We start from the raw sequence: 21251 nt of genomic DNA, 5'->3' as shown, positions 1-21251 counted from the left end.
TTCGTGATGGTCGGGCCGGCGAGATTCGAACTCGCGGCCTTCCGCCCCCCAGACGGACGCGCTAACCAGACTGCGCCACGGCCCGACGCCGGCCATATAGATCGAAGCCGCAGGGCTGCACAAGGGGCCGCCGGGCGATTTCCGCGATGCGGTCAGGATTGCCGCCCGGCCCGCCCCGTATGCAGCGCCTGCGCGAGATCGCGGGCCGCATCGGGCAAAACGATGCTCCCGCTTCGCAGCACCGCAGCGGTGGCGTTCAGTCGCGCAAGCCAGTCTACATCCAGCGCGACAGGAACCGGCGCAATGCCATCCGCATCGGCCTTTGCCGACGAGCCCGCCCCTTTGTTCGCTTGCTGAGAATGAGCCTCGGAATTGTCATCCTGCGGCACGGAAGGGGTCGGTTTCCCGCCGTTCGTCCCATGATGGCTGCGGTCGTCCATCTCGGGGGACAGCACCCCCTGCAGGCGCTGGCGTCCGCGTTGGCGGATGGCAGCGCCCTTGTCCATCTCGATCAGGCGCCGCGCGCCCCGGATGGTCAGTCCATCCTCGCGCATGACCTCACACAATCCCGCGGCCAGGAAGAGGTCATCAGGCCGGTAATAGCGCCGCCCGTCGGGGCGGCGGACCGGGGCAAGCGCAGGGAACTGCGTTTCCCAGTAGCGCAGGACATGGGTCGCCACGCCGACCAGCCCCGCGACCTCGCCGATGCTGCGGAAGGCTTGCGGCGATTTCATGGGCGGCCTATCTGTTGCCCGCCGCGACGCGTTCCTTCATCAGGTGCGACGGGCGGAACGACAGGACGCGGCGTGGCGTGATCGGCACCTCTTCCCCGGTCTTGGGGTTGCGCCCGACCCGTTCGTTCTTGTCGCGCACCGAGAAGGTGCCGAAAGACGATATCTTGACCTGCTCTCCGCGCACCAGCGCGTCCGAGACATGGCCCAGCACGCTTTCGACAAGCTGCGCGCTTTCATGGCGGGACAGGCCGACCTCGCGGAAGACCGCCTCGGCCAGATCCATTCGGGTCAGCGTCTTGTCGCTCATGCAGGGAACCTTTCATTTCTAACACACTGTTGTCGCATGTAATCGAAGTCAACGACGACAGGGGCGCTTCGTTCCGGCCGGCGCAGGCGCAAGGCGCGCTTGTCTTGTCCGATCTGCCTCGGGTGCCTATCATTCATGAAAACAAGGGATGGACCGTGCACGATGGCAGGCGGCTGGGCAACGGATGACGCAGTCAATCAGCAGATCGAGGTCAGCACCGAGGAGGCGCTGGCGCGGATGCGGTTGCGGAACCGCACCGGGGGCGAGAGCCTGGCGGAATGCGCCGACTGCGGCGAGCCGATCCCCGAGGCGCGCCGTCGCGCCCAGCCCGGCGTGACCCTCTGCGTCGCCTGCCAGTCCGAGGCGGATCGCCTCCGGCGTCCATCCGGCGGGATGAACCGCCGCGCGTCCAAGGACAGCCTGCTCAAGTAACGGAAGGGCTCAGGCGCCGTTCGCGGCGGAAAGCCGGTCCTGCACCATCCCGCTGATCCGGGCCAGATCCGCCGCAAGCGCCCGTCCTGCTGAATGGTCGCGGGCCAGCGCCGCCGCCGCCTGCTCCAGCGGCTCGTCGCGGGCGGATCGCGCCACGCCCGCAAGGAAGCGTGCGATATAGTCGATGGCGCCTGTGTCCGCCGAAGAGGCCAGCACCTCGGCCACATGGGCCAGGTCGTCGCGCAGCGCGCCCTGGTCGGGGGCCACCATCTCGTCGCTGACAACCCTCAGCCCGGTCGGCCGCGCCTCGGGCGGCAGAACCGACAGGATCGCGTGCTGAAACAGCGCAAGGCTTTCGATCGGCTTTGGCATGAATCCGTCCGCGCCGGCGGCAAGGGCCACGGATTCGTTGTCGGGATCGCCAGACATTCCCAGCACGACGGGCACGCGCGGCGACATCGCCGCCATCTGCGCGATCAGTTGCGCGCCGTTCCCGTCCGGCAGCCCGAGATCCACGATCACCACCGCCGGACGATACATCTGCAGGTGCCGTGCGGCCGTCCGCAGGCAGTCAGCCCGGCGGATACGCGCGCCCGAGCGTAGGCAGAGCAGCCGCACCGCCTCGGACGCGAAGCGCGAATCCTCGACCACCAGCACGGTCAGGCCGGTCAGCGGGCGACCCGGCGGTGCGCCGCGCCATAGGGGGGAGGAGTCGTCGTGAACAGTGGCAACCTGTCGATCCATGGCGTCATCCTTTCGAATCGCGCATGATGAAAGGCTAGCCTCGCGTCCCTAACGCATGGTTAACCGCCAAGGTCTTTCCCTTGGATGGGGCAGCGACTATTGAGGGCGAAACAGCCGGAGGCCCCCATGATCGGACGTTTGAACCATGTCGCCATCGCCGTCCCCGACCTTGAGGCGGCATCGGCGCAGTATCGCGACACGCTGGGCGCGACCGTTGGCCCGCCGCAGGACGAGCCCGACCATGGCGTGACCGTCGTTTTCATCGAGCTGCCGAACACCAAGGTCGAGCTGCTGCATCCGCTGGGCGAGAACAGCCCGATCAAGGGGTTCCTCGACAAGAACCCCTCGGGCGGCATCCATCACATGTGCTTCGAGGTCGAGGACATCCTTTCCGCCCGCGACACGCTGAAATCCCAGGGCGCCCGCGTCCTCGGCGACGGGGAACCGAAGATCGGCGCCCATGGCAAGCCTGTGCTGTTCCTGCATCCCAAGGACTTCAACGGCTGCCTGATCGAGCTGGAGCAGGTCTGATGACGATCACCGGGGGCCTTGTCCTGTTCGCCTCGCTGTTTTTCGTGGTCATGTTCCTGCTGCTGCCGATCGGGCACCAGAGCCAGGCAGAGGCAGGCCACATCGTCCCCGGCACGCCGGAAGGGGCGCCGATGCGGCCGATGCTGGGGAAAAAGGCGCTTTGGGCGCTGGCGATCTCGGCTCTGCTGGTGGGCGGGATCTGGCTTTTCCTCGACGCGGGCATCATCACCCGGCAGGACATGATGGATTTCAACCGCGTCTCGCGCTGACAATGTGGAACAGGTGCGTATAGGCCGCAGCGGCCAGCACCGGCACCAGGATGTTCAGCAGCGGCACCGTCAGCAGCAAGGCGACGCCGATGCCAAGCGTCACCACTGCGCCCGGCCGGCGCTGGCGCAGCCTGTCCGCATCCTCGGCCGGCAGATGGCGGCGGGCGACCATCTGGAAGAACTCGCGCCCCAGCAGCCAGCCGTTGGCGGCGTAGAACAGGATTGGTGCCAGCGGGCCGATGAAAGGGGTCAGGATCAGCACGGCGATGCTGACGACCACCACGGCGCCGATCACCAGCAGCGATTCCGCCAGCCCGTCCAGCAGCCCGAGGCTGGTCCCGCGGGGATAGCCATGGGCGGCCTCGACGGTTTCCGACACCTGTTCCGAAAACAGCCCGGCGAAGCCCGCCGCAACCGGGGCGGCGAGAAACAGGCTCATCAGCGGGAACAGCGCCAGCGAGCCCCAGGACAGCGCCTCGCCGATGGGAAGGCTGCCGATCCAGGGCAGGGCGATGGATTCAGGTCCCCAGGCGCGCAGCGCCCAGAAGGCCAGCGCCTGAAGCAGGATGAACAGCCCCAGCGTCAGCGCCACGCCCATGGCCAGCACGGCAAAGACGCGCGGGCTGAACAGGTCCGCCACGCCAAGGGCCAGCGCGCGCAGGGCCGGGATCACAGAAAACTCGTCCGCGCGGCCACGTCGGGACGGGGCCGGTCCGGCACATCGCCTGTGCGGCTGCCGATATGGACCAGCCCGACGATACGCTCGTTCCGGCCGATGCCCAGATACGAGCGGGCGAAATCCGGGTCGGTCGCGGGACCGGATAGCCAGGCGGCGCCCCAACCTGCCGCCAGCGCGGCGTTCAGCAGCGACAGGCAGACCGCGCCGGCCGACATCTCCTGTTCCCACTGCGGGACCTTCGGACTGTCCGAAGGACAGGAGACCACGGCCACGATCACCGGAGAGGCGAAAGCGCTGGCGGCCTTTTCCGCCACCGCGTCATCGCCGCCCTTGTCGCGGACGTAGGCCGCCAGCGTGGGCGCAAGCCGATCCAGAGTCGCGCGTTCCAGCACGACGAAGCGCCAGGGTTCCAGCTTGCCGTGGTCGGGCACCCGCGCGGCGATGGTCAGCAACTCCATCAGTTGCGCGCGGTCAGGGCCGGGGCCGGTCAACGTCTTCGGCGGGTGCGAGCGGCGGCGGCCGAGGAACTCGAGAGCCTGGGGGTTCTGGTGCTGCATCGCGGTGCCTCCTGTGCTGATTGGCCCCGAGGCATAGCGGCGCGCGCCCCGCATTGAAAGACGCGCGGGTTGACGGGACGGGCGGTGCCGCCGCAAGAGGTCGGGATGGCCAAGCCGCTCGACCTTTCCCCGCTTGCCGTTCCGGGCGCCCCGATCGCCCTGCGCGTGACCCCGCGCGGCGGACGGGATGCGCTGACGCTGGACGAAGCGGGCGGCATCCATGTCCGCGTGACCGCCCCGCCCGAGGACGGCAAGGCCAATGCCGCCACCCGCAAGCTGCTGGCCCGCGCGCTGGGCGTCGCGCCCTCGCGGCTGACGCTGACCGGCGGCGCCACCTCGCGTGACAAGGTCTTTCGGATCGACTGACCTCAGCCACGCGTCAGGCGGTAGTTGCCTTCCGGCAGGTTCAGCGCCGCGCGCAATTCGTTCAACTGTTCCATCGACAGGACGATGCGGGACACGCCCGACCCCTCGGGCTCCATCTGCTCGATCACCACCTGGTCGTCGAACGAGCGGATCACCACGTCCTCGTTCAGCGGCCGGGCGCCCGGCCTGGCCTCGTCGACCAGGGTGATGACGGTCGAATCGAAATCGTGCTCGATGGTGAACATGGCCGGACCTCGTGGATGACGCAGCGCGGCAACATTCGCGTGAGAGCGGGACCGAAGGCAATCCCCGCCGCTTTGCAGCAGCCGGCTTTAGCCTGTAGCTTGGCGCCGGACAGTGACGCCCTAAAGACAGCGGGAACGACATGACGACAATGCCGATGGCCCTGGCCTGCCGCCGTGATCCTGGTGACGGCCCGCGGAAGCTGCGGGGCCTTGCGCTGGTGGTGCTGGCCGCGGCAACCTTGGCCGGCTGCGCCGTCCAGGAGGGCGTGCCGCTGCCCGCCGATCCCGTCATCTCCGCCCCCGTCGTCCGGAATGTCAGTCCCGACATCCCGCGCACCCCGCAGGGCACGGCGATGAGCTTCGCGACGGTGATCCGTTCGATGGAACCCGTGGTCGAGCGTGAATGCATCCAGCGCCGCCAAGCCCAGATCAACTGCGACTTCCAGTTCGTCGTGGACGACCGGCGAGGGCTGGAACCCAACGCCTTCCAGACCTTGGACAACACCGGTCGCCCGATCATCGGCTTCACCCTGTCGCTGATCGCCGAGGCGCGGAACGCCGACGAGCTGGCCTTCGTGGTCGGGCACGAGGCGTCGCACCATATCCTCAACCACATCCACCAGCGCACGGGGGCGGCGACGGCGGGGGCGGTGATCCTGTCGGGGATCGTCGCGGCGTCGGGCGCGGACCCCGCGACGATCCGGGCGGCGCAGCAGATGGGCGCCAATGTCGGCGCGCGCTATTATTCCCGCGACTGGGAACTGCAGGCCGACTACCTCGGCGCCATCGTCGCGCTGAACGCGGGCTATGACCCCGTGCGCGGGGCCGAATTCTTCACCCGCATCCCCGATCCGGGCGACAAGATCCTGGGCACGCATCCGTCCCGCGCCCAGCGGCAGGCGCGGGTGGCGCAGGCAGTGGCGGACGTGTCCTCGGGCCGTGCCCGGTAAGTCGGACGCGGCAAGATGACCAAGGTCATGGAACTTGCCCCCTGCGGGGCCTAGATGTGACCCACGCTTCACGGAGGTTCGGATGGCAGTCGGCGTCTTCGATTCGGGTCTGGGCGGCCTGACCGTCCACCAGGCCGTCGCCAGTCGGATGCCGGACCTGCCGCTGGTCTATCTGGGCGACAACGCCCACACGCCTTACGGCGTCCGCACCCATGACGATATCTTCGATCTGACCTGCAAGGGGGTCGAGCGGCTATGGCAGGAAGGCTGCGACCTCGTGATCCTCGCCTGCAACACCGCCAGCGCGGCGGCGCTGAAGCGAATGCAGGAAAGCTGGCTGCCCAAGGACAAGCGCGTCCTCGGCGTCTTCGTCCCGCTGATCGAGGCGCTGACCGAGCGCCACTGGGGCGACAACAGCCCGCCGCGTGAGGTCGCAGTCAAGCACGTCGCCCTGTTCGCCACCCCCGCGACCGTCGCCAGCCGCGCCTTCCAGCGGGAACTGGCCTTCCGCGCCATTGGCGTCGATGTCGAGGCACAGCCCTGCGGCGGCGTCGTGGATGCCATCGAGGACGGCGACGAGATGCTGGCCGAGGCGCTGGTGCGGTCCCACGTCGAGGCGCTCAAGCGGCGGATGCCGCACCCCGAGGCCGCGATCCTCGGCTGCACCCATTATCCGCTGATGGACAAGGCCTTCCGCGAGGCGCTGGGACCGGGCGTCGCCGTCTATTCGCAGGCGGGGCTGGTCGCGGAAAGCCTTGAAGACTACCTGCGCCGCAGGCCCGAGTTCCTGGGTTCCGGCACGCAGTCCCGTTTCCTCACCACTGGCGATCCCGCGCGTGTGACATCAAAGGCCACGCAATTCCTGCGCCAACCGATCCGCTTTGAAGCGGCCTGAGAACGCAAGGGCAAACTCATGAAGTCTCTCAAGAAGAAGCGCCGCATCCAGGTTCTGATCGTGGCGGCTGTCGCGCTGGTCATGGCGACCGTGCTGATCGGCTACGGCTTCCGCGACGGCATCAACCTTTACCGCTCGCCCAGCCAGCTGGCCGAGGCGCCGCCGCCTGTGGGCGAGGTCTTCCGCCTGGGGGGGCTGGTCGAGGAAGGCTCGATCGTGCGGGGCGAGGGAGAGACTGTCACCTTTGCCGTCACCGACGGCGGAGAGGTCGTGCCGGTCAGCTTCCGCGGCGTCCTGCCGGACCTGTTCGCCGAGAACGCCGGCATGATCGGGACCGGGCAGATGGTCGACGGCGTCTTCGTCGCCGAAGAGATCCTCGCCAAGCACGACGAGAACTACATGCCCCGCGAAGTGGCCGATTCCCTGAAAGAGCAGGGCGTCTACAAGGAGCCGACCTCCTGAGCGCAGCGCGCGGTGAGTTAACGCAAGGTTAACGCGGCCGCGCCACCCTGCCTGCCTCGAAAGAGGGAGCAGGGGATGCAGACAGTCGAACAGATAGCCGCCGCCATCGTGGCGCGCGAAGGGGGGTTCGTGGACGATCCCGATGACCCCGGCGGGGCCACGAACCACGGCGTCACCATCGGCACGATGCGGTCGCTGGGGCTGGACCTCGACGGCAACGGCCGGGTGGACAAGGCGGATGTGCGCAAGCTGGACCCCGCGCAGGCCGCTCGCATCTATGTCGAGCATTACTTCCGTCGCCCGCGTCTGGACCGCCTGCCGCAAGTGGTGCAGGCCAGCGTCTTCGACATGCAGGTGAATGCCGGGGCCAATGCGGTGAAGATCCTGCAGCGGCTGGTGTCGCGCATGGGCTTTCCCTGCGCCGACGACGGGCTTGTCGGGCCAAGGACCGAGGCCGCCGTCCGGGCCGCGGCGGCGGTGGCCCCGGCGCATCTGGCCGACGCCTACGGCATCGCGCGGCGCAACTATTACTATGCGCTGGCCGACGTTCGCCCGGCCAGCCGCAAGTTCGCGCGGCGCAAGGACGGCGGCAAGGGCGGCTGGATCACCCGGGCCGAGGAGTTCATCGCCCCCCGCCATCACCTGACCGACGCGCAGCACCGCGAAAGGACCGCCCGATGGGCATGATCGACCGCTTTCTCACGCGTTCCGGCGGGATCGCCGCCGTGACCGAGGCCGCCGGCAGCGTGGCCGAGATCTTCACCCCCAACGTCACCCGTCGGATGGAACTGGACGAGGAGGCCTATGCCCGCGCCATTGGCCAGGCGCAGGCCGAATTCAGCCAGGCTCCACACACATGGTGGGACAGCCTGATGAACGGGCTGAACCGCCTGCCGCGCCCGCTGCTGACCCTGGGCACCATCGGGCTGTTCGGCTATGCGATGGTCGATCCGCCCGGCTTCTCGGCACGTATGGAGGGTCTGGCGCTGGTGCCCGAGCCGCTGTGGTGGCTGATGGGCGCCATCGTCAGCTTCTACTTCGGCGCGCGCGAGGCGCATTACTTCCGCAGGCGGGTCTGGCCCTCTGCCAAGGTCCGCACCACGGTCGCGGGCGATGCAGGCTGGACCGCGCCGCAGGTTCCCGTGGACGAGGGCTGGCGCGCACCCCTTGTCCCGACCGCCCCCGACGCAGCGGCGGAAGCCACCCCGGCCGCGTCCTTCACGCTGTCCGAGGACGATTTCGCCGACAACGCCGCGCTGCGGGACTGGGCGCGGTCGCTGCGGGGCTGACAGCCCTGTGACAACCCGGCGCGGCCTTGGGGCTGGTGGTGGGGCGCGTCAGACCTTACTGTAACCCCCGGGCTTCATCCGGGGGTTTTTCCATGATTGCCGAGCTTGGACATTTCGCGCTGATCCTCGCCCTTGGCGTCGCGTTGTTCCAGGCGGTCGTGCCGATGGCCGGCGCCGCGCGCGGCTGGCCCGCCTGGATGGACAGCGCCCGCCCCGCGGCGGTGGCGCAGTTCGGGCTGCTGGGCATCGCCTTCGCGGCGCTGACAGTGGCCTTCATCACCTCGGATTTCAGCGTGGCGCTGGTCTACGAGAACAGCCACTCGGCCAAGCCGATGATCTACAAGATCACCGGCGTCTGGGGGAACCACGAGGGGTCCATGCTGATGTGGGTTCTGATCCTCGCCCTGTTCGGCGCGACGGCGGCCAGCTTCGGCGAGCATCTGCCGCCCGGGTTGCGCGCCCGCGTGCTGGCGGTGCAGGGGGCGATCGGGGCCTCGTTCCTGGCCTTCATCATCTTCACGTCGAACCCCTTCGCGCGGATGAGCCCGCCCGCCTTCGACGGGCGAGACCTGAACCCGCTGCTGCAGGACCCCGGATTGGCCTTTCATCCGCCGTTCCTTTACCTCGGCTACGTCGGCCTCTCGATGTCCTTCAGCTTCGCCGTGGCCGCTCTGATCGAGGGGCGGGTGGATGCTGCATGGGCGCGCTGGGTGCGGCCCTGGACGCTGGCTGCGTGGGTGTTCCTGACCATCGGCATCGCGCTGGGGTCATGGTGGGCCTATTACGAGCTTGGCTGGGGCGGCTTCTGGTTCTGGGACCCGGTGGAAAACGCCAGCTTCATGCCTTGGCTGATCGCCGCGGCCCTGCTGCATTCCGCCATCGTCGTCGAAAAGCGCGAGGCGCTGAAAAGCTGGACGATCCTTCTGGCAATCCTCGCCTTCGGCTTCTCGCTGGTGGGGACGTTCATCGTGCGCTCGGGCGTCATCACCTCGGTCCACAGCTTCGCCAGCGATCCGGCGCGGGGGGTGTTCATCCTCGGCATCACCGCCTTCTTCGTGGGCGGGGCGCTGACGCTTTATGCGGCGCGGGCAGGGGCCATGACAACACGAGGGGTCTTCGCCCCGGTGTCGCGGGAAGGGGCCTTGCTGCTGAACAACCTGCTGCTGGCGGTCGCCTGCTTCGTGGTCTTCATCGGCACGATCTGGCCGCTGGTCGCGGAAATGATGTGGGACCGCCGCCTGTCCGTCGGTGCGCCGTTCTTTGAAAAGGCCTTCACGCCCTTCATGATCGCGCTGGCCGTGGCGCTGCCCATCGGCTCGATCCTGCCGTGGAAACGCGGCAGCATCGCCCGCGCCAGCCGGACGCTGATGCCCGCCGCGATCCTGACACTGGCGGTTGCCGCGCTGGTCTATGCGGTATCCACCGGCAACAGCGGGCTTGCCGTCATCGGCACGGCGCTGGGCACCTGGATCATCGCCGGCGCCGCCCTGGACATCTGGCAGCGGGCAGGCGGGCAGGCCGGACGCCTGTTGCGGCTGCCGCGCGCCGACTGGGGCCGGGTCGTGGCCCATGCGGGACTCGGCGTCACCTTTGTCGGCATCAGCCTGCTCATGGCCTGGTCGGTCGAGGACATCCGCGTCGCGCGCGAAGGCGAAACCTTCGAGGTTGCCGGATACCAGATCACGCTTGAGGACGTATCCGAGGTGCAGGGTCCGAACTACATCTCGACCACCGCCGCCTTGCGGGTAATGCGCGACGGGCGCGAGATCGGCGTGCTGCATCCCGAAAAGCGCGTCTATCCGGTGCAGGCGATGCCGACGACCGAGGCGGCGATCCGCACCTCCTTCGTGGGCGATCTTTATCTTGTCATCGGCGATCCGCAGCAAGGCGGGGGATGGGCGGTCCGCAGCTATGTCAAGCCCTTCGCCTTCTGGATCTGGATGGGGTCGGGGCTGATGGCACTGGGGGGCCTCATCAGCCTGACCGACCGGCGCTGGCGGGTGGCCGCGACCGCGCGCAAGCCCGCCCCGCGTGCGGTGGCCGCGGAATGAGGGGGCTGCGGGCAATTGCTACCGTGCTTGCACTGGTCGCGGCACAGGCGACATGGGCCGTGCAGCCCGACGAGGTGCTGGCAGACCCTGCGCTTGAGCATCGCGCCCGCGAGATCGGTCAGATGCTGCGCTGCCCCGTCTGCCAGGGCGAGAACATCGATGAATCGAACGCGCCGATCAGCCGCGACCTGCGGCTGTATGTCCGCGAGCGGCTGGTTGCCGGCGACAGCGACGTGCAGGTGATCGACGCGGTGACCGACCGCTTCGGCGAGTTCGTTTTGTTCCAACCGAGGGCCGAGGGCGGGAACCTCATCCTCTACTGGGCCGGGCCGCTGATGGCGCTGGTTGCCGCCGTGGGGGCATTCCTGTTCCTGCGCGGACGCCGGCCCGAGGCGGCGCCTGCGCCTGCGGGGCTTACGGCCGAGGAACGGGCGCGGCTCGACGCGCTGATGCGCGATCAGGAAAGCTGAAGAAAACGCGGCTCGGACCCGCGATTGTCGAAGAAGGGCACGGTCCGGGGCACATGCAGCGGACCGCCGTCTGCAGCGCGGACCAGCGCCTCGACCTCGGCCAGCACGACCTCGGTGATGAAGGGCAGGTCAAGGGCACGGGCCTCGGTCAGCGGGACCCAGTGCAGGTGGCTCAGCTCATCGCAGGCGCCGGAAAAGTCGTCGCGGTCGCCGACGATGTTGCGCGCGTCGATCAGGAAAAAGCGGGCGTCAAAGCGGCGCGGGCGACCGGGCGGCGTGATCGCACGGAAGACGAACAGCAACGGATCGTCGGCGGACGGCGCAAGGGTCAGGCCGGTTTCCTCGACCATCTCGCGCAGCGCCGCGCAGGCGAGCGCGTCTGGCGTGACGCTGGCGCCTGCCAGAGGCTCGGCCGCAAGCCGGCCACGGCACTGGTCCGACAGCGCGTCAGGGCAGGGCGCGTCGTCCTCGGCATCCACCGCCCCGCCGGGAAATACGTATTTCGAGGGCATGAAGGCCGCGCCCGCCCCCCGCATCCCCATCAGGACGGAAGGGCCGCCGGTCCGGTCCCGGTCGATCAGGATCACCGTCGCCGCATCGCGGATGCGGTCCGCCGCCGGCTTGCCGGACCGCGCGGGGTCGGACGGGTGGGCGAGGGGCGCGGGCGTGGTCACGGCTGCGGGGGCCGATCCTCGCCCGCGCCGTCGAAGCCGTGCATCCGCTTGGCCCATTGCATCCCGACCCAAGCGCCCTTGATGATCGGCAGCAGGATCAGCGAGGCCACCAGCGAGCCGCCGAGGAACACCGCCATCAGCACCTCGGACGAGGGGCGATAGAGCATGTAGACCGTCAGCAGAAGAACGGTCGCCACATGCCCGACGATGAGGATCGTCACATAGGCCGGGCCGTCGTCGGCGCGGTGGTGGTGCAGTTCCTCGTTGCAGTTCGGGCAGTGATCCTTGACGCGCAGGTAGCCGGTGAAGATCCGCGCCTGCCCGCAGTTGGGGCAGCGCCCGAGCGCACCGCGCCGCACCGCCTCGCCCAGAACGCGTTCGGCGGGTGCATGTTCGGTCCTCAGAGTCATGTCGATCCTTGGGATGCCTTTTGACGGAAGATAGGGGCTGGCGGGCGCGAATGCCACCATGGCGGGCAAGATTCCGCCCGTCAACTATCCGAAGCCCGGCTGCCTTGCTGAAGGGATCGGACTGGCTCGCTGCCGCAGGTCGAGCAGGGTTCGGGTTTCCGCTATCGGCGCGGCTTCAGGGTTCCCGGGCAGCAGGTGGACTGGAAAACAGCCGCACGGATGTTTTCCGGTCATGTGCAGCCGATGGACCGTTTTCTAGCGCAGCGGGCCACCGAAGCGGCGAAGCGGTAGCAGGCAAGCCCCGGCTTCGGGCGAAAAGTTCACCTCCTCAGGATCGAGCGGCCCGCGTATTCGGCGGTTGCGCCCAGCATTTCCTCGATGCGGATGAGCTGGTTGTATTTCGCCAGCCGGTCGGAGCGCGCGAGGCTGCCGGTCTTGATCTGCCCGCAGTTGGTCGCGACCGCGAGATCGGCGATGGTGGCGTCCTCGGTCTCGCCCGAGCGGTGCGACATGACCGAGGTGTAGCCCGCCCGATCCGCCATCCGCACCGCGTCCAGCGTTTCAGACAGGGTGCCGATCTGGTTGACCTTGACCAGCAGCGAGTTGCCGCAGCCTTGGGCGATCCCCTCGGCCAGCCGCGCCGGGTTGGTCACGAACAGGTCGTCGCCCACAAGCTGGACCGAGCTGCCCAGCTTCTCGGTCAGCAGGCGCCAGCCGTCCCAGTCGTCCTCGGCGCAGCCGTCCTCGATGGACAGGATCGGGTAGTCGGCGCAGAGCGCGGCGAGCCAGTCCACGTTCTCGGCCGAGGTGAAGGACTTGCCTTCGCCGACCATCTCGTAGCGGCCGCCCTTGAAGTATTCGGTCGAGGCGCAGTCGAGCGCCAGCATGATGTCGTCGCCCGGCTTGTAGCCGGCCTTCTCGATGGAGCGCAGGATGAAGTCGAGCGCGTCGCGTGTGGAGGACAGGTTCGGCGCAAAGCCCCCTTCGTCGCCCACGCCGGTCGCCAAGCCCCCCGCCGACAGTTCCTTCTTCAGCGTGTGGAAGACCTCGGACCCCATGCGGACGGCCTCGCGGATGTTCTCCGCGCTGACCGGCATCACCATGAATTCCTGGATGTCGATCGGGTTGTCGGCGTGCTCGCCGCCGTTGATGATGTTCATCATCGGCACCGGCAGGATGCGCGCGCCCGTGCCGCCGACATAGCGGTAGAGCGGCTGGCCGGTCGCCTCGGCCGCGGCCTTGGCGACGGCCAGCGACACGCCGAGGATGGCGTTCGCGCCCAGTCGGCCCTTGTTGGCGGTGCCGTCCAGCTCACACATCATGCGGTCGATGGCCAGTTGCTCGGTCGCGTCCTCGCCGATCAGCGCCTCGGAAAGCTCGCCGTTGACCGAGGCCACGGCCTCCAGCACGCCCTTGCCCATGTAGCGCGCCGTGTCGCCGTCGCGCTTTTCCACCGCCTCATGCGCGCCGGTGGACGCGCCCGACGGCACCGCCGCCCGGCCCATCGTGCCGTCTTCGAGCGTCACGTCCACCTCGACGGTGGGATTGCCGCGGCTGTCGAGGATCTCGCGCGCAAAGATGTCGATGATGGCGGTCATGGGGCGGTTCCTGTCCTTTGGGGCGGGTTCGCGCGTCTTCTAGCCCCGGAAGCCGCCCGGCGAAAGCCGCGAGCGCGCTGTTTGCGCCACCAGCCTCTCAGCCCTGCCCGCGCACCCAGAGATCGGCCCAGATCGGCAGGTGGTCCGAGGCGATGCGGGCAAGCGGCGTGTCCAGCACGCCGCAGTCCAGCACCTCGATGCCGGGCGAGACCGCGATGCGGTCATAGCGCAGTTGCGGCGCGGCGGCGGGCCAGCTTTCCCCCGGCGCGATCACGTCAAGGTCGGTCAGCGCCTCAAGCCCGCGCTCGCCCCGCCATTCATTGAAGTCGCCCGTCAGCACCACGGGGTTGCCGCCGGCCCGCCCGACCTTGGCGGCCAGCCGCGCAAGCTGCGCCCGCCGCGACGAGCGCATCAGCCCCAGGTGGGTGGCGATCACCGTCAGTTCCGGCAGCCGCAGCATGACCGCGCCGCGCGGTTCCACCCCCGGCAGCGCCAAAGGCTGGGAACGCGCGTGTTCGACCAGATCCGGGCGCAGCAGGATCGTCTGCCCGTGCCAGCCCAGCGACTGGTCCGAGGTGCGGCGGTGTTCGACCGGCACCAGCCCCGTCGCCGATTCGATCATGTTGCGGGGCAGGGCCTCGGGACGCTGGCCCATGCGGAAATCGACCTCCTGCAGCGCCACCACATCGGCGCCGAGGCCGGCGATGACCTCGAGGTTCCGCTCGGGCGCATAGGGGCCGAAGGTGCCCCGGCACTTGTGCAGGTTGTAGCTGGCAAGGCGCAGGCGCATGGTCAGTCCGTCCGGGTCCGGGTCGAAGAGGTTGTCCGACGAACGCTCAGGTGCCGCAATAGGTCACGCGCACTTCCTCGCCCGTGGCCGGGGGCAGGGCGAGGTCGGCCCAGTCGGCGCGGTCGTCGAGGGGGTGGGTCACGGCGAGGGCGAGTCGGTTAAAGGGGGCGAAGTCGCCCGTTACGCCCGCGTCGATGGCCTGCTGGATGCGGTGGTTGCGGGGGATGCGGGCGGGGTTCGCCCGCGCCGCGAGGCCCAGGTCGGGGCCGCGCGCGCGCCAGTCGCGTTCCCAGTCACGGAAAGGCTGGGGGTCGGCGAACTCGGCTGCAGTCTCTCCGGTCACGAGGCCCCGGAATGTGCGGGTGAAGTCGGCTTCCTGCTGGGCCATCATCGTCAGCAGGCGCTCGACCAGCGGGCGGTCCTCCATCGCGGCCTCGGCCAGCCCCAGCTTGTCGGCGAAGCGCTTGAGCCAAGCTGCCTGATAAAGGGCGGGGAAGCCGTGGACGATCCGGGTGGCTTCAGGCACCGCCGCCTCGGGATCGGGCATCAGCGGCAAAAGGCAGGACGCAAGCTGCGCGAGATTCCATACGGCGACCTGCGGCTGCTGGGACCAGGCATAGCGGCCGTGGCGGTCGATGGACGAAAACACCGTGTCGGGGTGATAAGCGTCCATGAAGGCGCAGGGGCCGTAGTCGATGGTTTCGCCCGACACGGCCATGTTGTCGGTGTTCATGACGCCATGGACGAAGCCCAGCGCCATCCAGTGCGATATGGTCTCCGCTTGCCGCGCGACGACCTGGCCAAGCAGGTCCATGGGCGAGGATGCATCCGGGTAGTGGCGGGCGATGACATGATCGGCCAGCGCCCGCAGCCGGTCCGTATCGCCACGGATGGCGAAGAACTCGAAGGTGCCGACGCGGATGTGGCTGGACGCCACGCGGGTCAGGACCGCGCCGGGCAGGGCGGATTCGCGCAAGACGACCTCTCCGGTCGTGACGGCAGCAAGGGCGCGGGTGGTGGGGACCCCCATGGCGTGCATGAACTCGCTGACCGCGTATTCGCGCAGCACCGGACCAAGCCAAGCGCGGCCATCGCCCCGGCGCGAAAAGGGGGTGGGGCCGGAGCCCTTGAGCTGAATGTCGAAGCGCCCGCCGTCAGGGGCCACGACCTCGCCCAGCAGCACCGCGCGGCCATCGCCAAGCTGGGGCGACAGGCCGCCAAACTGGTGGCCGGCATAGGCCTGGGCGATCGGCTCGGCGCCCTCGGGGGGCGTGTTCCCGGCGATCATCGCCAGTCCCTGCGGGCCGCGCAGCCAGTCCGCGTCAATGCCGAGCCGTTGTGCAAGTGCGTCATTGACTGCGATCAGGCCGGGCTGGGCGACCGGGGTCGGCGGGGTCCGGGTGAAGAAGCCGGGGCCGAGCCGGGCGTAGCTGTTGTCGAAGGCGATGGGCTGGGTCATGCCGTCGATTTGGGAAGGGGCGAGCTTGATTGTAAGACAGGGGCGCCGCCCCTTGGGCCTGCGGCCCTCACCCCGGGATATTTAGGCGAAGAAGAAGCCCGGCAGGGAGGCGGCCTTTGCCTTGCGTGGTGAAGACGGGCCGCGTATCCCCATGCGCAACAGCCGGAGATGCCGTCCATGAAGTTCCTCGATCTTGCCAAGGTCTATATCCGCTCGGGCGGCGGCGGCGCGGGCGCGGTGTCCTTCCGGCGCGAGAAGTTCATCGAATACGGGGGCCCGGATGGCGGCGACGGCGGTCGCGGCGGCGATGTCTGGGCTGAGGCGGTCGAGGGGCTGAACACCCTGATCGACTTCCGCTATCAGCAGCATTTCTTTGCGAAATCCGGCCAGCACGGCATGGGGGCGCAGCGCACCGGCGCGAGCGGAGACGATATCGTGCTGAAGGTGCCGGTCGGGACCGAGATCCTCGACGAGGATCAGGAGACGGTGATCGCCGACCTGACCGAGGCCGGGCAGCGCGTATTGCTGGCCAAGGGCGGCAACGGCGGCTTCGGGAACCTGTATTTCAAGTCCTCGACCAACCGCGCGCCGCGTCATGCCAACCCCGGCCTGCCGGGGGTGGAACGGACGCTGTGGCTGCGGCTGAAGCTGATCGCCGATGCGGGGCTGGTGGGGCTGCCCAACGCGGGCAAGTCCACCTTTCTGGCCGCCGTGTCGAACGCCCGGCCCAAGATCGCGGACTATCCCTTCACCACGCTGGTCCCTAACCTCGGCGTGGTCGGCATCGACGGGCATGAGTTCGTGATGGCCGACATTCCCGGGCTGATCGAAGGGGCCAGCGAGGGCAAGGGTCTGGGCGACCAGTTCCTTGGCCATGTGGAACGCTCGAACGTGCTGCTGCATCTGGTGGATGGCACGTCCGAGGAGGTGGCGGCGGATGCCCGCACGATCCTGACCGAGCTTGAGGCCTATTCGCCGGTTCTGGCCGAGAAGCCGCGCATCACCGTCCTGAACAAGATCGACGCGCTGGACGAAGAGACCCGGGCCGAGCGTCTGGCCGCCCTGCAGGCGGAAGTCGGCGGGCAGGTGCTGTCCATGTCCGGTGTCTCGCGCGAGGGGCTGACCGAGGTGCTGCGCGCCTTGTGGGAGAAGATCGTGCCGACCCGCGCGCCGAAGGTCGAGAAAACGACGACATGGCAGCCGTGACGCCTGACATCGCGAAGGCGCGGCGTCTGGTCATCAAGATCGGCAGCGCCCTGCTGGTCGGGTTCGAGGGGCTGCGCGCCGACTGGCTGCGGGCGCTCTGCGAGGACGTGGCGCTGTGGCGGCAGCGGGGCAGCGACGTGGTGCTGGTGTCGTCGGGGTCCATCGCGCTGGGGCGCCGGGTGCTGGGCCTGCCCTCGGGTGCGCTGACGCTCGAACAATCGCAGGCCGCCGCTGCCGTGGGCCAGATCCGGCTTGCCCGCGCCTATGAGGAGATGCTGGCCCCCCATGGCGTGACCACCGCGCAGATCCTCGTGACGCTGGAGGATACCGAGAACCGCCGCCGTTACCTCAACAGTCGCGCGACGATGGAAACCCTGCTGGGCCTGGGCGTGGTGCCCATCGTCAACGAGAACGACACCGTGGCGACCGACGAGATCCGCTATGGCGACAACGACCGGCTGGCCGCGCAGATCGCCGTGACCTGCGGGGCGGACCAGCTTCTGCTGCTGTCGGACGTGGACGGGCTTTACACGGCGAATCCCCGGATCGACCCCTCGGCCCGGCATCTTCCCGTGGTCGAGGCGCTGACACCCGAGATCGAGGCCATGGGCGGCGAGCCCGTGTCCGGGCTGTCCAAGGGCGGGATGAAGACCAAGCTGATGGCCGCGCGCACCGCCGTTTCCGGCGGCTGCGCAATGGCGATCGCCCAAGGGGCCGTGATGCGGCCGCTGTCGGCAGTGGCCGATGGCGCGCGGGTGACGTGGTTCCTGCCAGAAGGCGACCCTCAGGCCGCCCGCAAGCGGTGGATCGCGGCGATGAAGCCGCGGGGCGAGCTGATCGTGGACGAGGGCGCGGCGCGGGCGCTGGCGGATGGCCGCTCGCTGCTGCCCGCCGGGGTGCGGCAGGTCACCGGAGTCTTCCATCGCGGCGATCCGGTGCTGATCCGCGGGCCGTCCGGCGCTGCACTGGGACAGGGACTGGCACGGTACGATTCGACCGACGCCGTGCAGATCGCGGGCAAGCGCAGCAATGAGATCGCCGCGCTTCTGGGCGAACAGGTCCGCGCGGCCCTTGTTCACCGCGACGACATGGCCGTGAACCGCTGAAGCGCGGTTCACGGCCAGGCTGCCGCGGAACGGCACGGCGCTGTTCTGCCTAAAATCCCATGCACTTCTGTCCGGCTTCGTCGGGTGCCGCAGAGAAGGTCATCGTTCTTCCTGCGCATGACTGCAGGAATGATCTTAATATATCAATAATTTGAGGCCGGATACCTGCATTCTGAACTGCCTCTGCGAAGGCTTTCAGCAGCTTGTTCATGGATCGCAACTTAAAGTTGTTTATTATAGTTTTAACTATCCATTAACGTGTCTTACCTAACCTTCACAACTATAAGGGCAGAATAATCGAAAGAATCAACCTAAGATAGAAAAGAGGCTGTCCATGTCAGCTACTGCTCATATCAACATGATCAACCTGCAGGTCATGGCCGAAGAGGTCATGTGGGCAGATAGGGCCAATGGCACATACGCGGGCAATATCGCCGGCAACGAAAAATACTATATCTGGCAGTCGCAGTTCCAGACGCGCCCCATGGGGATGGAAAACCAGCCCGAGGCTTATGCCCGGTTGCTGCGGCAGAGCCTGCCGGATGTGAGCACCCTGCGGCTTCCGTTCAACGCCTATTCGTTCAACGCGGATGGAAGCCTCGATCCCATGTACGAACGCTTCCTTGTCGAAGCCGCGCGACAGGGGTTCGGGATCGTCATGGTCTATGCCGACGGCGAGACGCAGCAACTGGGCGAGAACAACAGCGCCGATCTGGCGCAGATGCGCGACGCGCTGGGCGGATCGGTCCACGACCGGATGATCGGGTCATGGGAAAGGATGTTCGCCTGGCTCGACCGCCACCCCGTCGTGGACGCGGCCATCTACGCGCTTGAGGCCGCGAACGAGCCTGCGGCCTACGGACGCGCGGAAAACCTCGCCGGCGGCACCGGCGAGTTCGTGCGGCTCTACGGCGACCACATGGCCGAATTCGCGGCGCTGGTCGATGCGCATTCCGACGCGAAGATCATGATCGGCGGGTGGATGTATTCCGCCCAGTTCGACGTTCTGGCCAGAACCGCGTCCAGCGAAGACGGGCGCAGCGTTCTCGACCAGATCCGGCAGGCCGCGGGCGCGGATCTGGTCTGGTCGGCGCATCTCTATCCCCACTGGACCCGCTCTGCCGGGCAGGAGATCGAGGGCTTCGAGTCCTTCATCCGCCAGCAGTATGCGGCCTTGGGCGATGATGACGTGATCCTGACCGAGACAAATGCGCTTGGCTCGGCAGTAAACGATGTTCGCTCGGGCGACGTGTCCTTCTGGATGGCGCGCGCCTATGAGGTGTTTGCCGATGCCGGGATCGGCCTTGGCTGGTTCCCGGGGGCCGAGACCAGCGGCTCGTCCTTTGTCACCATCAACAACGGTCGCTTCATCAACTTCCAGCATCCCGACAGCTATGCCCACGGGATGAACGGCTTTCTGCTGGATGAGAATGATCCGGCCCGCGCCGGCAACGACCGGATCACCGCCACGCTGCTGCCAGGCAACGTTTATGCCGAAGATGGCACCTGGCTGAACCTGAAAGGCCTTGGCTATGCTGCCGGCCATGGTGGCAACGACACGCTGACGGCCATCGATCAGGCGATGAACATGCTTTATGGCGGCCGGGGGAACGATGTCCTGACCGGAACCTCTGGGCGCGACTATCTTTTCGGGCAGGGCGACGATGATACGCTGCATGGCGGCGCGGGGGATGACGTGCTGTCGGGCGGCGACGGGGACGACGTGCTGCACGATGGCGCGGGCAGCGACATTTTGACCGGCGGACGCGGTGCCGATCAGTTCATCCTGTCGGCCGGCAAGGCCGTGATCACGGATCTGCGCCATGATCAGGGGGACCGGCTGACACTGGGCGGGCAGCTCTGGGGCAGCGATCGCATCATGGAAGCGGGACAATACCTGGACCATGACGGCGATGGCGTCGTCGATGACATGATGCTGGACTGGGGGGCGGGCCAGGTGATCCTGATGAACCTCCGCCGGCCGGACGGGATCATCCAGGGCACGGAAGACGCGGACAGCATCGCGGTCGGCTTCCAGGACATCCAGGGCGAGCGTTTCACCCGCGACGGCGGGCGCGTGCACGGGCTTGGGGGCGACGACACCATCACCGGCAGCACCGGCAATGACTGGCTGGAAGGCGGTGCCGGCGATGACCACATCGCCGCGGGGGCCAGCAACGATACCCTATGGGGGAATGACGGCGCGGATACGCTGGACGGCGGCAACGGCAACGACCTGATCCGCGGAGGAGCGGGGGACGACCGGCTTCTGGGCGCGGTCGGGAACGACACCATCCATGGCGATGCCGGCGATGACGAACTCCTTGGCGGCGGCGGGCATGACAGCCTGGACGGAGGCGACGGCGCCGACGTGATCGACGGAAACGCCGACAACGACACGATCACCGGCGGCGACGGCGACGACCGGCTGATCGGCAATGGCGGTCACGACCTGCTGCTTGGCGGCAATCATGCCGATACCCTGCATGGCGGTGAGGGCAACGACACCCTGCATGGCCAGTCGGGCGATGACACGCTTTACGGCAACAACGGCAATGATGTGCTGAACGGCGGGGACGGCGACGACTATCTCGACGGTGGCGCGGGGACCGACTACCTGGATGGCGGCAACGGAAACGACCGGTTCGTCTGCAACATGAGCGGCACCAGCACCAGTTTCCTGACCGGGGGCGCGGGGGCCGATCACTTCGTCTTTCTGAACATCCATTCCTCGGGGCAGAGCAGGGCGACCTTCACCGATTTCGAGATCGGCGTTGACAGTATCAGCATCGGCGGCACCTTCGGGCTGAAGGCGATCATGGAGATGCGGGTGTTCGGGGGTCTTCATGCCGCCGGTCCCGACACGGTGATGAAGGTCGGCGACGACGTTTATATCTTCAAGAACCATGATCCGCTTGATTTCGTTTAGGCCGGCGTCGCAGGAAGGCTGATCTTGCGCGCGACATGGCGCCAATGCCCGTGCCCGGCAATGGCGCCATGGTTTATCATGAGCTGAGTTCATGTCTT

25 protein-coding genes and 1 tRNA gene are annotated in these 21251 nt (G+C 67.9%); 14 read left to right on the top strand and 12 right to left on the bottom strand.

What is annotated here, in order from left to right; genetic code table 11:
• Window positions 1-7: 7 nt before the first annotated feature.
• The 3 genes from H5395_RS13065 to ihfA form a co-directional block, all read right to left on the bottom strand.
• A tRNA-Pro gene (locus H5395_RS13065) sits at window positions 8-85 on the bottom strand.
• Between the two features lie 67 nt (window positions 86-152).
• A complete protein-coding gene (locus tag H5395_RS13060) occupies window positions 153-734 on the bottom strand; it encodes a MerR family transcriptional regulator (protein ID WP_182793016.1) in 582 nt (193 codons plus the stop codon).
• A 7-nt stretch (window positions 735-741) separates the two neighbouring features.
• On the bottom strand, window positions 742-1041 hold the full coding sequence (ihfA, locus tag H5395_RS13055; protein WP_182793015.1) for an integration host factor subunit alpha: 300 nt from the start codon (window positions 1039-1041) through the stop codon (window positions 742-744).
• 162 nt (window positions 1042-1203) lie between these two features.
• Here ihfA and H5395_RS13050 point away from each other — a divergent pair, with 162 nt between their 5' ends.
• Window positions 1204-1473: a DksA/TraR family C4-type zinc finger protein gene (locus H5395_RS13050; protein ID WP_182793014.1), complete on the top strand. Its 270-nt coding sequence runs from the start codon at window positions 1204-1206 to the stop codon at window positions 1471-1473.
• A gap of 9 nt (window positions 1474-1482) precedes the next feature.
• Here H5395_RS13050 and H5395_RS13045 read toward each other — a convergent pair whose 3' ends face one another.
• Window positions 1483-2217 (bottom strand): response regulator, encoded by a 735-nt coding sequence (locus H5395_RS13045; RefSeq protein ID WP_182793013.1) that lies wholly within the window; start codon window positions 2215-2217, stop codon window positions 1483-1485.
• 126 nt (window positions 2218-2343) lie between these two features.
• On the opposite strand from H5395_RS13045, the gene mce reads away from it, so the two are divergent.
• Both mce and H5395_RS13035 read left to right on the top strand, forming a co-directional pair.
• On the top strand, window positions 2344-2748 hold the full coding sequence (gene mce, locus H5395_RS13040; RefSeq protein ID WP_182793012.1) for a methylmalonyl-CoA epimerase: 405 nt from the start codon (window positions 2344-2346) through the stop codon (window positions 2746-2748).
• Entirely contained in the window at window positions 2748-3017 is a 270-nt protein-coding gene (locus H5395_RS13035; RefSeq protein ID WP_182793011.1) for a DUF1467 family protein, read from the top strand. Before mce ends, H5395_RS13035 begins: the two co-directional genes overlap by 1 nt.
• Here the strand turns inward: H5395_RS13035 and H5395_RS13030 are convergent.
• A complete protein-coding gene (locus tag H5395_RS13030) occupies window positions 2998-3690 on the bottom strand; it encodes an EI24 domain-containing protein (protein WP_370576454.1) in 693 nt (230 codons plus the stop codon). The genes H5395_RS13035 and H5395_RS13030 overlap by 20 nt on opposite strands.
• Window positions 3687-4253 carry a nitroreductase family protein gene (locus H5395_RS13025; protein ID WP_182793010.1) on the bottom strand — a complete coding sequence of 189 codons (567 nt, stop codon included), beginning with the start codon at window positions 4251-4253 and terminating at the stop codon, window positions 3687-3689. The genes H5395_RS13030 and H5395_RS13025 overlap by 4 nt, the downstream gene beginning before the upstream one ends.
• Window positions 4254-4358: 105 nt before the next feature.
• Between H5395_RS13025 and H5395_RS13020 the strand changes: the two genes are divergently transcribed.
• Window positions 4359-4619 (top strand): DUF167 domain-containing protein, encoded by a 261-nt coding sequence (locus tag H5395_RS13020; protein ID WP_182793009.1) that lies wholly within the window; start codon window positions 4359-4361, stop codon window positions 4617-4619.
• A gap of 2 nt (window positions 4620-4621) precedes the next feature.
• Here the strand turns inward: H5395_RS13020 and H5395_RS13015 are convergent, their stop codons facing one another.
• A complete protein-coding gene (locus tag H5395_RS13015; RefSeq protein WP_182793008.1) occupies window positions 4622-4864 on the bottom strand; it encodes a hypothetical protein in 243 nt (80 codons plus the stop codon).
• 140 nt (window positions 4865-5004) lie between these two features.
• Here H5395_RS13015 and H5395_RS13010 point away from each other — a divergent pair, with 140 nt between their 5' ends.
• From H5395_RS13010 to H5395_RS12980, 7 genes are all read left to right on the top strand, one after another.
• A complete protein-coding gene (locus H5395_RS13010) occupies window positions 5005-5814 on the top strand; it encodes a M48 family metallopeptidase (protein ID WP_234450810.1) in 810 nt (269 codons plus the stop codon).
• Window positions 5815-5896: 82 nt separating this feature from the next.
• Window positions 5897-6709, top strand: a complete 813-nt coding sequence (locus H5395_RS13005) for a glutamate racemase (RefSeq protein WP_182793007.1) — start codon at window positions 5897-5899, stop codon at window positions 6707-6709.
• Between the two features lie 18 nt (window positions 6710-6727).
• Window positions 6728-7171 (top strand): cytochrome c maturation protein CcmE, encoded by a 444-nt coding sequence (gene ccmE / locus H5395_RS13000; protein WP_182793006.1) that lies wholly within the window; start codon window positions 6728-6730, stop codon window positions 7169-7171.
• Between the two features lie 75 nt (window positions 7172-7246).
• Window positions 7247-7858: a holin-associated N-acetylmuramidase gene (locus H5395_RS12995; protein ID WP_182793005.1), complete on the top strand. Its 612-nt coding sequence runs from the start codon at window positions 7247-7249 to the stop codon at window positions 7856-7858.
• Entirely contained in the window at window positions 7849-8460 is a 612-nt protein-coding gene (locus H5395_RS12990) for a holin family protein (RefSeq protein ID WP_182793004.1), read from the top strand. Before H5395_RS12995 ends, H5395_RS12990 begins: the two co-directional genes overlap by 10 nt.
• A gap of 92 nt (window positions 8461-8552) precedes the next feature.
• Window positions 8553-10511 carry a heme lyase CcmF/NrfE family subunit gene (locus H5395_RS12985; protein WP_182793003.1) on the top strand — a complete coding sequence of 653 codons (1959 nt, stop codon included), beginning with the start codon at window positions 8553-8555 and terminating at the stop codon, window positions 10509-10511.
• Between the two features lie 5 nt (window positions 10512-10516).
• Window positions 10517-10981: a cytochrome c-type biogenesis protein gene (locus H5395_RS12980; RefSeq protein ID WP_200559485.1), complete on the top strand. Its 465-nt coding sequence runs from the start codon at window positions 10517-10519 to the stop codon at window positions 10979-10981.
• Here the strand turns inward: H5395_RS12980 and H5395_RS12975 are convergent.
• The 5 genes from H5395_RS12975 to H5395_RS12955 all read right to left on the bottom strand — a co-directional run bounded on the left by H5395_RS12975 (window position 10969) and on the right by H5395_RS12955 (window position 15912).
• Window positions 10969-11655 (bottom strand): DNA mismatch repair protein MutT, encoded by a 687-nt coding sequence (locus tag H5395_RS12975; protein ID WP_370576453.1) that lies wholly within the window; start codon window positions 11653-11655, stop codon window positions 10969-10971. The two genes, H5395_RS12980 and H5395_RS12975, sit on opposite strands and share 13 nt — an antisense overlap.
• Entirely contained in the window at window positions 11652-12065 is a 414-nt protein-coding gene (locus H5395_RS12970; protein ID WP_182793001.1) for a DUF983 domain-containing protein, read from the bottom strand. The genes H5395_RS12975 and H5395_RS12970 overlap by 4 nt, the downstream gene beginning before the upstream one ends.
• A 320-nt stretch (window positions 12066-12385) precedes the next feature.
• Complete coding sequence (gene eno, locus H5395_RS12965) at window positions 12386-13663, bottom strand: phosphopyruvate hydratase (RefSeq protein WP_182793000.1); 1278 nt, start codon at window positions 13661-13663, stop codon at window positions 12386-12388.
• Window positions 13664-13760: 97 nt separating this feature from the next.
• On the bottom strand, window positions 13761-14453 hold the full coding sequence (locus H5395_RS12960) for an endonuclease/exonuclease/phosphatase family protein (protein ID WP_182792999.1): 693 nt from the start codon (window positions 14451-14453) through the stop codon (window positions 13761-13763).
• A 46-nt stretch (window positions 14454-14499) separates the two neighbouring features.
• Window positions 14500-15912 carry a YdiU family protein gene (locus tag H5395_RS12955; RefSeq protein ID WP_182792998.1) on the bottom strand — a complete coding sequence of 471 codons (1413 nt, stop codon included), beginning with the start codon at window positions 15910-15912 and terminating at the stop codon, window positions 14500-14502.
• 177 nt (window positions 15913-16089) lie between these two features.
• Between H5395_RS12955 and obgE the strand changes: the two genes are divergently transcribed.
• From obgE to H5395_RS12940, 3 genes are all read left to right on the top strand, one after another.
• The gene (gene obgE, locus H5395_RS12950) at window positions 16090-17118 is read left to right on the top strand and encodes a GTPase ObgE (protein ID WP_182792997.1); all 1029 of its coding nucleotides are present in this window, start codon (window positions 16090-16092) and stop codon (window positions 17116-17118) included.
• Complete coding sequence (gene proB / locus H5395_RS12945) at window positions 17106-18224, top strand: glutamate 5-kinase (protein WP_182792996.1); 1119 nt, start codon at window positions 17106-17108, stop codon at window positions 18222-18224. The genes obgE and proB overlap by 13 nt, the downstream gene beginning before the upstream one ends.
• A gap of 334 nt (window positions 18225-18558) precedes the next feature.
• Entirely contained in the window at window positions 18559-21153 is a 2595-nt protein-coding gene (locus tag H5395_RS12940) for a calcium-binding protein (protein ID WP_182792995.1), read from the top strand.
• The last annotated feature ends 98 nt before the right edge of the window (window positions 21154-21251 follow it).

Origin of the sequence: Paracoccus sp. MC1854, from assembly GCF_014164635.1 — a bacterium.
Classification (GTDB): Bacteria; Pseudomonadota; Alphaproteobacteria; order Rhodobacterales; family Rhodobacteraceae; genus Paracoccus.
Note: the sequence above shows the minus strand (reverse complement) of the source record. Positions and strands in the feature narration are given on the sequence as shown.